Origin of the sequence: Paenibacillus sp. FSL K6-2859, from assembly GCF_038008265.1 — a bacterium.
Lineage (GTDB): Bacteria > Bacillota > Bacilli > Paenibacillales > Paenibacillaceae > Paenibacillus_AQ > Paenibacillus_AQ nitricinens.
The window spans coordinates 3,635,004-3,647,529 of sequence record NZ_JBBOYU010000001.1; the positions used below are offsets into that span (position 1 = coordinate 3,635,004).

Annotated in this window: 7 protein-coding genes; all 7 read left to right on the top strand. The window is 42.7% G+C overall.

The features are described 5' to 3' along the window. Positions 1-51: 51 nt before the first annotated feature. The 7 genes from MHB64_RS15980 (at position 52) to MHB64_RS16010 (ending at position 12,270) form a co-directional block, all read left to right on the top strand. A complete protein-coding gene (locus MHB64_RS15980; protein WP_341134863.1) occupies positions 52-6,840 on the top strand; it encodes a putative Ig domain-containing protein in 6,789 nt (2,262 codons plus the stop codon). 572 nt (positions 6,841-7,412) lie between these two features. Then, on the top strand, positions 7,413-8,774 hold the full coding sequence (locus MHB64_RS15985) for a right-handed parallel beta-helix repeat-containing protein (RefSeq protein WP_341134864.1): 1,362 nt from the start codon (positions 7,413-7,415) through the stop codon (positions 8,772-8,774). After that, the gene (locus tag MHB64_RS15990; protein WP_341134865.1) at positions 8,771-9,328 is read left to right on the top strand and encodes a nitrous oxide reductase accessory protein NosL; all 558 of its coding nucleotides are present in this window, start codon (positions 8,771-8,773) and stop codon (positions 9,326-9,328) included. The genes MHB64_RS15985 and MHB64_RS15990 overlap by 4 nt, the downstream gene beginning before the upstream one ends. A 2-nt stretch (positions 9,329-9,330) precedes the next feature. After that, positions 9,331-10,152, top strand: coding sequence for an ABC transporter permease (locus MHB64_RS15995; protein ID WP_341134866.1), 822 nt, complete (start codon positions 9,331-9,333; stop codon positions 10,150-10,152). Further along, a complete protein-coding gene (locus tag MHB64_RS16000) occupies positions 10,145-10,864 on the top strand; it encodes an ABC transporter ATP-binding protein (RefSeq protein WP_280786281.1) in 720 nt (239 codons plus the stop codon). Before MHB64_RS15995 ends, MHB64_RS16000 begins: the two co-directional genes overlap by 8 nt. Next, entirely contained in the window at positions 10,861-11,388 is a 528-nt protein-coding gene (locus MHB64_RS16005) for a redoxin domain-containing protein (protein WP_341134867.1), read from the top strand. Before MHB64_RS16000 ends, MHB64_RS16005 begins: the two co-directional genes overlap by 4 nt. Before the next feature lie 171 nt (positions 11,389-11,559). Continuing rightward, entirely contained in the window at positions 11,560-12,270 is a 711-nt protein-coding gene (locus MHB64_RS16010; protein WP_341134868.1) for a dihydropteridine reductase, read from the top strand. The last annotated feature ends 256 nt before the right edge of the window (positions 12,271-12,526 follow it).

The window sequence follows — 12,526 nt, forward strand, 5'->3', positions numbered from 1 at the left end:
GATTTTTTATAAAGTATTCATTTATTAATTTCAAAGGGAGGAAGTGTTTGGATGATACGATCGAAATGGATGCAAAAAGCTTTGTCGATGATTACGGCATCTTCATTGGTATTCCCTGGTCTGTTCGGCTTGGCGCCTTTATCTGAAGTGTCAGCTGCGGGAGGGGGCGAATCTTTTGACTCTGTTGTACTAGAATTGACACAAGCGGCAGGTCAGGCGGGCAGGGTGAATCTTACCTATAAAGGTTCGCCTTTAAGCAGTCTGGTGAAAGGACCGGTTATTGACGAGGTTAATTACGATTCCAGCAATACAAATCTTTTAACTGTTAATAATCAGGGGAACATTACTTTAGCTAGCGGTTATACCTTTGCGTCACAAGGCGCTCCGGGCATCCCGGTGACAATCACGGCCGCGGCGAGTTATTACCATGACTCCGATGTGTTGTTCATGGAGGACTTCGAGAACAACAATGGTCCGATGACATCAACGGGCAAATTAGGCTCGTCATATACGCTGTCCGATGCTCAGTCCCGTTCTGGATTGAAAGCGATTACACCTTCGAATGATACGAATAATGAAAATGTAGCCCAAGACGTGGCATTGCCGGCAGGCAGCAATTACAAGATGACGGCATGGTATTTTGACCCGTATCCTGATGAGGAGAAGACAGCGACGGATAGAACTCAATTTGCTATTGTAGATGGCAAAAATGCCACCTTTGCCGGGACATTCTATCAAAGCTCAGAGGCTGATGTTATTCATAACCCGACTAGATATACTTGGGCATATGCACCATCATCAGCGGGTACAGCAGGCAACCGTTGGAAAGATAGCGGGGCTTTACGTTCCACAGGCTGGCATAAATTCGAGTGGCTCATTACACCGAATGGTGCGACTTTACAAATAGACGGAACATTAATATCCGATTCAGCGCAAAGTAATATTTACAAAGCTATGAAGAGCGGTACAACCATTCAGCCTAAAATAGCTGGAGGATGGAACAACCAGTCAGGCAACAAAGCTTATATTAAAAATAAACATCTAATCGACGATTTTTATGTTGTTAAAGATGTGGCTACAACAACAGGAACCAGAACATTAACATTAAATTTGGTACCTCCCGGTGGATTGCCAAATTTAGAAATAATCACTCAGCCAACAGCAGCAGAAGTGAAACAAGGTGAGACAGCAGCATTTAGCGTTGCGGCATCAGCCGCTGCTTCAGCCTATCAGTGGTATGTATCTGATGACGAGACTGGCTTGAACGGGACAAAAGTCAGTGGAGCTGATAAGGCGCTATTAACGCTTCCCAATGTGGACTCAGCTTCACAACAAGGCAATTTCTATTATTGCGAAGTGTCCTCGGCAGAGGGAGTTATGGTGAAATCCAATGCTGTACCGTTATTGATAACCACCAATACACAGGTGAATGCGCCAATTAACCCGATGCTTGACTCAGATACGGGCATTTATAGTGGTGCTTCCAATTACGGAGATACCCTTGTAACACTGTTCAAAGACGGTGGACCTGTTGGTTATTATTTATCGAAAAATGGGGGACCCGACCAGCCTAACAATCATGAAAGGCATCATGTTCTGCCCTATGCTAGGGCACTGGGAGTGGGCAACTACACTGTTACAGCCATTGTCATTAATAATGCGGGAGACATCAGTGAAGAAGTTGCAGCATCCGGAATATTAAAGATCGAGAAATTACCTGTACCGGTAAATGTCAGATGGAACGGCACATACGCTACATGGGACCGTGTCGCTAACGCAGCTGCCTATTCGGTTCAACTCTTCAGGAATGGAGTGGCTAATGGAAGCCCGATTGCAGCAACAACCAGTGATGTGGCTTTGTCCCCGACTTTAAATGATACATTTAAAGTAACAGCAAACGGCAACGCAACATCACGATTCTTAGACTCTGCTGAATCAGGGGAGAGCACCCGATATTCAGCTAACATTGCGTTAATTCGCCAGAACGATACTCTGCGTGCAGGAGATAAAACGCGGTTAATCGTTGACACTGCTGATGTGTTCGTTGCTGATAACATCAGCTTCAGCCCAGCGGATCAAGACAAGGATAAGATTGAAGTAGATGATGCCGGATTCGTGACGGTTAAGAAAGGTTATGTTCCGACAGGGAACGAAGAGGTCACTGTTCAAGTGAGCGTTGATTACTTCAATAAGGCTGAAACTATGTTTTACGATGGGTTTGAAGGGGAGAAGAAATTTTCAAATGGTGCGAACGGATATGTTCACAGCGATGTGATGTCCCGTACCGGAGGAAAGGCCGCGACATCAAGCGGCGCCGGTCAGGTGGCTACTGTTCCAGGTACCTATAATTACGCCCCTGCAACCGGTAAGACAACAATCGTTACTGCTTGGTACTATGATGATGGCAGAGCGGGTTCCAATGACCATGCTGTCTTTGGCTTAACCCCATCGTCCAATGAACATATCGCCATCAATTATGGCAATGGAGATGGTGATTGGGCGGAAAATCTGACCCATTACGCAGTCAGACCCGGTTCATCTGGAAGATTCTATCCTGTAGATGTCAAGCGAAGCGAAGGCTGGCATAAATTCCAATGGTTCGTTACATCAACGGGAACGACCTATAAAATCGATGGACAAGACCTTCAAAGGCAATCAACAGATGGTGGCAATTTTGATACCCAAGTTAAGAATAATATTTCCAAGATCGATGCATTGCAGCTTGCTACAAACTGGGGCAACAAGGCTGGAACGGTTAAGGATATACAGAACAAACATTTTATCGATGACGTATATGTTATCGATAGTGGAAAAACAGCCCAAACCGGGACAGCTTCTATTACGCTAAAGCTGTTGCCTAAAGAGTATAGTCACTTGGAAGACAGCACATATGTTATGGGTCTGGATGACTATAATATCACCGTAAATCCTGATTTGGCGGATCTAGCTGGAGTGGAAATCGGCACTGTAACTTTACTCCGGGATGTGGATTATAAGGTTAGCGGTAATGTATTGAAGATTAACAAAGAATCATTCGCAAGAAATAATATCGTACCGGGAAAATATACGGTTAGACTTAATCTGCATCCTGCCGAAATCACATTCGAGTTGAACATTGTACCCCTTGAAGTCCGTGATTATTATTTCTCCAATAACGGTGACGATCAGGAAGATGGACTCACTCCGGCTACGGCTTGGAAATCAATCTCCAAGATTAATGAATATGTATTTATGCCGGGTTCAACCATTTATCTGGATGCGAATAGCGTATGGAATGAACAAATCAGACTGCGCGGCAATGGTGAGGAAGGAAATCCGATTACGCTTACAAAATATAATACGACCGATCCTAACCAACGACCGATCATTAATGGTGGTGGAACAGCGTCGAGCCCATCAGGGATTTCCTTAAACGGTACCATTGAGTTATATGACGTTAACTATTGGGTAGTCAGTGGAATTGAAGTCACGAACATCGGCAATGCAGCAGGTGACGGCCGTTCCGGTATCGCTGTAATGTCGCGGATTTCCAAGCTGAGTCAAGGTCAGTTTAATATTCAAGAGTATGCTGATGCTCGTATGCAAGGAATGGTTATTCGAGATAACTATGTTCATGATGTTAATGGGCTGCACCAAGCAAATGGAGCAAATAAGGTGTCCGGCGGCATCATTATTAATGGTTATGTAGATATATTGGTTGAAGGCAACAAAACCCTTCGCTGCGATAATGAAGGTATTCGCAATAATGCCTATGGACCAAGCAATCCAGGGACCAATAACACAGGTATTACTTGGAGTAACTCAAGCTATCCTTGGGCATCAAAAGCTGTGTTTAGAAACAACTGGGTTTCAAGTTCGGTTGGAGATGGTATTGTCATGTCCGGGGGAAACAACTCCCTTGTGGAAAGAAATGTGGTCACAGACAACGGTTACAGCTATCTAAGCGATAAGAGCGGCAACCTGGTTACGAACTGGGGACCAAATAATACAAACCCAACATATCTAGGTTCGCAAAACTATGCGGCCGCGTGGATTATGGCAAGTAAAGGTACGATCTTCCGCTATAATGAAGCTGTCGATAACCCTTATCATGCTAGCAATGACGGTATGGCTTGGGACATAGACAACTATTGTCAGGACAATGTATATGAATACAATTACAGCCGAAATAACTATGGCGGTTGGTATTTACAGATGAATGCTGCCAAGGGCAATATCGTTCGGTATAACATTAGCGTGAATGATGGTCGCAGCCCGGATTTTAACAAGAGCTTTAATAGTCTTATATTACTAGCGGGGGGTTCTTCAACGAGCGAGGAATTAAGCGGCTTATACTATAACAATGTTATCGTCACGCCATTAAAGAATAGCAGTTCGTTAGTGTTTGACCCGACAGCCTCCAACTTGAACATTTATTTCCAGAATAATATTTTTGCCTACACTGGGGAAAACAACCATGTTGGTCTGAAAGGCGGAGGAACATCAGCTCCATTTGCAGCCGGACGGTTTACGAACAACATTGTGTATCCGGCTAATCTTTTTGGTAGCATGAACGCAGGCGGGGGCGGGTATCTAGGTGCAGGCGTAACTGCAACAGACAACCGCTATGTAACAGATGAGGAACTACATTCTATATTAAATGATTATAAATCTACACCGGAACATTGGATTACTAACAGTGGAACAGTTGATGCCAAGCTTGATTATAGTGCGATGAACGGGTTCCGTCTTGCTGACGGTAATAACCTGGCCTTTGGTACAGGTGCCGAAATTGTGAGCCCATATGTGGATCGCGCGAATGCTCTACCTCATATGACGGAGAGAACAGACTTCTTCGGCAACCCACTTAGCGGCAGAACACCTTCCATCGGTGCACACAACCCTTATGCGGTGACTTTTGATTCTAATGGTGGTAGCGATGTTGCAATGAAGTTCGCTGATCTGGGCGGGACAATTACCGAGCCAACAGCGCCGACAAAAGAAAAAACGGTTTTCGACGGTTGGTATCAAGATGCAGGATTAAACGATGCCTGGGATTTCGTTGCTGATCCTGTTACATGGAATATTGAATTATATGCGAAATGGGCTGAAGGCGCAGGTACGGCGCCAACGATTACGACGAATTCGCTTGCGGATGGCAAAGTTGGACAACCGTATTTGGCAGTCTTTACCACTGATGGCGATAAACCGATCAAATGGGCCATTGTAGAGGGTCAATTGCCATCAGGATTAAGCTTGGATGAAGATGCAGGAATTATATCTGGTACACCCGATCAATGGGGTCAATTTACGTTCAAAGTTCAAGCTAATAATGAAGCAGGCAGTGACACGAAACGGTTCAATATCGTAATCACTAAAGACGTCTACGGTGACACAGCTCCGGAAATTATAACTAAGAACTTGCCAAGCGGCAAAGTAGGACAACCGTATACGGCAACATTAGCGGTATATGGCAGCCAACCGATGACTTGGAAGGTCCAAGGAGGAGCTTTGCCAGCAGATTTTAACCTAGATGAAACAACCGGCGTAATCTTGGGTACACCTCAAGAGGCAGGATATTACGAATTTAATGTTGCAGCAACGAATGACTTTGGTAAAGATGAGCGGGTATTAAGCATCGAGATTAAAGAGGATAAGCCAGTAGATACAGCTCCAGAGATTATCACTAAGAATCTGCCAAACGGCAAAGCTGGACAACCCTATACGGTAACATTATCGGTATACGGCGACGAACCGGTTACTTGGACAGTGAGTGATAATTATTTACCTGTTGGGTTGAATTTAGAAGAAGCTACGGGTGTGATATCAGGGGTGCCTACTGAAGCGGGAACGTACAAATTTACTGTTACGGCTTCCAATCATGCTGGCAGGGATACGACAGAGTTAACTATCGTAATTACTGCCAATGACAACGGCGGTAATAACAATGGCGAAAGTTCAGGTGGCCCAAGCAGTACGCCGACGCCTTCGCCAGAACCATCAGTAGCGGATCGTATGGATGCTACAATCAAAGAGCAGCTGAAGAAGGGCGATTCCATAGAATTGACGTTGTCAGCCGGAATAGACGAGCTTGAGATTCATAGCGATACGATCGGTGCAATTATTAAAGCTGACAAACCACTAATCGTTACGAATGACACCGTTTCGGTTGAATTATCACCTGAATTGTTGAAGCAATTGAATACAGGCAAGAAAATGAAGGTTGTCATTAAACCTGTAGATGAAGGAGACTTAGTAATAGGGCGGGGTTATGAGTTGAAGATCTTCGCGGATGACCGGGAAATAAAGGATTATAAAGGGCTTATACCCGTAACCTTCGATCTGACAAAAGAGAAGTTGTTGAATAACGATATCAGCATGTTATGCGGTGTCATTCTTCGGTTAGACGGTAGCATGGAACGTTTAGGTGGTAACTATGACCATAAGACAGGTAAATTTACCTTCACAGCAAAAGGGCTAGGCTATATCTTCGTTACAACGAAGCCTGAACCTGTGATATTGGAATTTACGCTAGGTAAGACAGGGTATAAATTAAACGGAAACGAAATGAGTAGGGACGTTGCGTCGATGGTCGTTAAAGGAAGAACGTTAGTACCACTACGCTTCGTAGCCGAGAGCTTAGGAGCAAAAGTAGGCTGGGATAACATTACGAAAACCGTACTGATTACCTTGGAAGGAAAGACTTTGTCGATAACGATCGGTGAACTTGCACCAGGAATGGATGTAGCTGCTGAAATTGTAAACGGACGTACTATGCTCCCATTACGCTTCATTGCTGAGTATTTTGGTGCAGATGTATTCTTCGATAATACTACAAAATCCATTCGTATCATGAAATAGTATTCGCTAACAAAATTTATTTTCATAGCTATTAAAAAAGTCCTGATGATAACTTTATCAGGACTTTTTTTGCAATTTCGAGGATTTATAGCATTCAAGCTACTATTTTTAAGTAACTCATTTCGATAAATCACATATACCGTTTTTTTGAAATCGATTGTCAGATACTTTACAAAGAGATATGACATAAATCATAAAAAAGACACATCTTTTTGACGAGTATAGCTACATTGAGCTATAGGCAGTTATCTTCCTTTTATTTACACTTAAAGCGTATTCATAGAGGAGCGCTCACGATACTGAAACTAGTGTGCACAAAACGTCTCTAGCAATAAAAATCTCGCGATATAGTGGGGGTACAATCAATCCAATATTTTGAAGGAATTAAGCTTTCATTCATTATTAGGTGAGTCAGTAGCAATTCTAAGCGAAAATAGCGCAGGTAAAACAACTTTTTCGTGCACTTCTTCAACTGCTTCGCAGAGAAACGGGAGGCTGAATCAGTATGAACCATTTATGATGAAACTGATGCAAGCTTCGGAGGTATCCAAGGATCGTAAAAAAAGGGGGCAGTGGTTATAGCCAAGAGAAACTATCATTCAGGCATTCTGAGAATTCTGGTCACGATATTAGCTACTCTCTTCTTTATCACACCAACCTATTGTAATGCAACTAATACGAATCCGGAAGCGATTCCACTGCAGCCGATTATAGATGCGGCTCGCAGCGGAGATTCAATTTCCCTCGCTCCGGGAACTTACCTGGGACCGGTTCGCATTGACAAAAGGCTGACCATCAGTGGAGAGGGAAGAGCGACATTAGTAAACTCTTCTCCAGACGCTAAGATTGCTGTCCTTATTCTCTCTGAAGGCGTACAGTTGGAAAATCTGAATATTCAACAAGACAACGACGAGGATGCGGCAGCGGTTCAGGTGGAAGCAGATAGGTTTATATTGAGGAATTTGACGATCCATACTGCGGGATTTGGAATTGTATTACGTGAGGCTGACGGTGGCATTATTGCAAATAATAAAATCCGCTGGTTTATTCCAAAAGGGACTGCTCCGGGAACAAGGGGCAATGGGATTGACCTATATAACTCTCACGGAACAAACATAAGTGAGAATGAAATCTCTTACTTGCGGGATGGCATCTATCTGGAGAACAGTCGCAATACGGTAGTTGACCAGAACAAGCTTTCGTATTTACGCTATGGTGTTCATTGTATGTATATCAATGGCTCTTCGGTCACCAACAACATTGGGGAATACAATGTGACGGGAGCAATGATAATGGGAGTGAAAGATGTTCTGGTTTCAGGCAATTCTTTTCGCAAGCAGAGACAGAATGTCCATTCCCAAGGGATTTTGCTATATGATGTGCATACCTCAAAAATTGTGAACAACGTGGTGGAAGGAAATCGTGTGGGGATCTATATGCAGCAGTCTTCAGACAACAACCTCCAGAATAACCTTGTGCTCCGGAACTATATTGGAATTCAGTTTGAAGAAGCAGAAGGTAATCGTTTTCAACGCAATGGTTTTGTTGCTAATGTCATTGAGGCACAAGCGACAGGAAGCAGGAATAATGAGATGAACGGTAATTTTTGGGATTCATTCGAGGGTCTTGATCTTACTGGGGATGGCGTGAGCGATCTTTCTTATGCAATTAATCCCTTTTACCAGCAATTAATCTCCAAAACTGCTGCTTATCAGATTTTTTTCCAATCACCAGGCATGACATTTTTAAGCGATATGTATACAGACGGTAAAGCACAGTGGTCTACTGACTCGACTCCGCTAATGCAATTGGAGATAGGTGCGGGCGCTGAAGGACAGACAAGTGGAGGCCAAGGATCAGTAATGATAGTAGGTTGGCTGCTTATGTTTTTTTCAGTGATTTTAATAATATACTTGGGGGTATTACGATTATGAAAAAATGGAATGTAGGTTTAATATTGGTCCTGAGTTTGTTAGTCTTGTCAGCTTGTGGAGTCAAGAAGTACAAACCTTTGGCTATAAATGAAGCGGTAGATATTTGTGTGATTTGCAACATGCAGGTTAAGGATGATGCTTATGCCACTCAATTGACGACCAAAGATGGTAAAAATTATAAGTTTGATGATATTGGTTGTATGAACGAATGGAAGGAAAAGAACGGGACCAAGGACATTGGAATGGACTATGTCAGGGATTACAACGACAAAGAGTGGATTGAATTTAGCAAAGCGAGCTATGTCTATGATGAGTCTCTGCGTACACCTATGGCCTATGGTGTAATTAGCTTTAAGGATAGCACTGCTGCTGAAGATTTTGTAAAGGAGCAAGGGGTAGGTACAGTACTGACTGCCGGAGATTTGGCATCCCGTGAATGGAAACAAAATACGGATAATATGAATATGGATATGCATGGTGAAGAAGGTCATATGGACGACCATATGTCTGAGGATCAGGATGGTATGCCTAATGACCAAGAGACGGGCATGTAATTATGGCTGACATGCTGCAAGTGGCCCGTAGAGAAATTAAAATGGGATTTCGCAATCCTTGGGCTTATTCTTTTTTGGGCCTATTCTGTACATTTAGTTTAGGCCTTTTGCTAATTAATTCACAAAATGTGGTCGAAGGGTATACAGCTGTCACGGGTTCCATGTTAAGTCTTATTGTTTATCTTTTGCCTCTAATGACCTTGTTTTTAGGTTCTTTCTCATTGACCTCGGAAAAGGAGGAGGGTAGCTGGCAACTGCTGTCTACTTACCCAATTGGAACGTTCTCTTTTATTCTGGGCAAGTATATGGGACTGGCCTCTGTGCTGCTCATCATTGTGGCTTTTGGTTATGGGTTGATGGGGATGATGTCTGGATTGATGGGCATGGCCTTCGATTCCAGTACGTACTTTCTTTTTCTGGCTTTTTCAGCCGGTCTGGTTATATTATTCTTGACGATTGCTTTATTGATTGGTTCATTGTCCGGTAACCGCTGGCAAGCCCTGACGGTGTCCGTCGCAGTATGGTTCTTCTTGGTCATTGGCTGGCCGACTTTTCTGATAGCTGGTTTAGGTTTACTACCTTATCTCTGGATAAAGCCTCTGCTCGTGGCACTCACCATTCTGAATCCTGCGGAGCTAGTACGTTTATTCGTTGTGATAAAGCTAGGTGGAGGCTCAATACTGGGACCTGAGTACTACCAGTGGGTAGAGTGGATTAGAGGATCTAACGGTACTTTGTTGTTTGTGGGAGTATGCCTGATTTGGATACTAACCTCGATTCTATTCGTTTATTGGATTTGGGAAAGGGGGCGTTCCCGTGGATAATTTATTTGTAAATGTGAAGGGAATCTCTAAGATTATAAAAAAGAAAACATTAGTAGAGGAAATCAGTTTTCAAATTCCTCGTGGAAGTATATTAGCGCTATGTGGCGGAAACGGGGCAGGAAAAAGCACAGTTCTGCGGATGATTGCAGGTATTCTTCAGCCAACAGCAGGTGAAATTTCCGTAAATGGTCTTCGCTGGAGTGATTCACGCAAACAATTCTCGACGCAGATCGGATATATGCCTGATGATTATCAGTTTACACATGGTCTGTCTGCTGCAGAAATTCTAACTTTTTGGGCAGCGCTTCGTAAAGTTCCTAAACGGAAAGCAAGAGTCGAAGAAATACTCGTCTTAGTAGGACTAGAGGACAAACGTAATCTTCTGGTAAACACTTTCTCCAAAGGAATGCGTCAGCGTATCTTGTTCGGTCAAGCGTTGATAGCCAAACCGCCATTGTTGATTATGGATGAGCCTACCAACGGTCTCGACCCTTTCTGGATGAATGAATTCGTTAATCTGCTACAAGGCATAAAGGCAGAAGGATATACGGTGGTGTTCTCAACTCATCAACTGGAAATAGCAGATAAGGTAGCCGATCAAATTGTTTTTCTCAACCATGGAAAATGTGTTGGTTCAGGTCCGACTGAAGGTTTTCAATCAGAATTCGGTTCTTTATACGCAGCCTTTAATCATAGTCTGGGTCTGAGATGAGGATAAACCGAATCATTGCCTTGCTAGTCGTTGTCGGGGCTATTTGGGCCGTCGTATGGACATTTATAGATAATGAAAACAAGGTTCCATCTGAAAGGATTCAAGTGGGGGCTGCCGCTCCTGACTTTGAAGCTACTACACTAACCGGCGAAAAAATTACCTTGAAGGATTACAAGGGGAAAAGAGTGCTGCTTAATTTCTGGGCCTCATGGTGCAAGCCTTGCATGCAGGAAATGCCTCTGCTGAATGATATTCACATGTCTTCGGGGGATCAGGTTGAAACGTTGTTTATTAATGTTGGAGAATCTAAAGGGACGGTATCAGAATATCTGAAAGGACACCAGTTTTCGTTTCCTGTCACTATTGATGTTACCGGGAAAATCTCTATCGCTTTTGGAATTACTGCGCTTCCTTCAACCTTCATAATTAATGAAGATGGAGAGATCGCAAAGATTAGGCTGGGCGAAATCGAAGATTACACGTTGCTGCAGCAGTGGCTGGAGGATGCGAAAAACATAAAATGAGGAGGTTGCTCCAAAGTTATAAAAGATGGCTGTTGAAGCCATCTTTTAATGACATCAATAGTAGCTTTGCAAAGAATCAAATCATCGAGTTATCGATCCTTTTGATTGAGAATTATTATCACTTGTTGTATATTAAGAACGATACATATAATTGAGTATGGAGGATATATAATGCAAATCTATTGGACTAAAATAAATAAGATTATTGAAGAAACACCTGAAGTTAAAACGTACCTGCTAGACTGTCCGAAAGACTTTACATGGGAAGAAGGTTCCCACACCCACTTCGCACTGGAAGGTTTTAATGCCGGAGATAAACCAAACCGTGGCCTGATTCGCCATATGTCAATCTCTACTTTACCACACGAAAAATCAATCGGTATCACAACACGAATCAGAGAGCAGTGCTCTGAGTTTAAAACGATTTTAAGAACTCTTAAAGTCGGCAATGAAGTTGCAATATTCAAAACTCATTCGAATCTACCGCTTAAAAGAGAAGATAAAAATGTTTACCTGCTGTCATCAGGTGTCGGACTGGCAACTTTCAGACCTCTTGTTCTTGATTATTTCGAACGTGCTGACAATGTCAATCAAATTCATTCCCTGAACATAGATTCATCAAAAAATTTCTTATTCACTAATATTTTCGAATCCATTCCTGACAAGAAGTTCACATCACAGTTCGTCGATAATCGTAAAGACTACTATGAAGAAGTGGAAAATCTTGCTACAGACAAGGATGGAATTTTCTATGTTGTCGGTAGTGACGAATTCCTCGTTCAGAACATTGAAGTACTGCGTGAGCAGGGCATCAAGCCGGATCAGATTATGCTCGACAAGCGTGAACAACAACTACCTGAGTTTTTATCATTTGATTTGTAATTTTAAGTAAGTGTTTCGATCAGATGACTATGAAAATAGTCTTATTGGAAATGGGAATATTACAACTTCAATTGATTCAACTTACACATTCAATGATATTAATAAAAAAAAAAATAAATTAATAACTCAGTGCTGACCTTTCTTAATGAAGGTCAGTTTTTTTAGTAAAGATAAATTTCCGATTACTTGTTATTACTGTCAGAGGACAAAAACTCGCATCCTTAGCCGATTTGTTCGGGATCGGCAGACTGTTAAA

Excerpts from the sequence above, each read along its gene's own strand:
- MHB64_RS16005 (WP_341134867.1), top strand. The coding sequence starts at position 10,861 with ATGAGGATAAACCGAATCATTGCCTTGCTAGTCGTTGTCGGGGCTATT.
- MHB64_RS15995 (WP_341134866.1), top strand. The coding sequence starts at position 9,331 with ATGGCTGACATGCTGCAAGTGGCCCGTAGAGAAATTAAAATGGGATTT.
- MHB64_RS15990 (WP_341134865.1), top strand. The coding sequence starts at position 8,771 with ATGAAAAAATGGAATGTAGGTTTAATATTGGTCCTGAGTTTGTTAGTC.
- MHB64_RS15980 (WP_341134863.1), top strand. The coding sequence starts at position 52 with ATGATACGATCGAAATGGATGCAAAAAGCTTTGTCGATGATTACGGCA.
- MHB64_RS16010 (WP_341134868.1), top strand. The coding sequence starts at position 11,560 with ATGCAAATCTATTGGACTAAAATAAATAAGATTATTGAAGAAACACCT.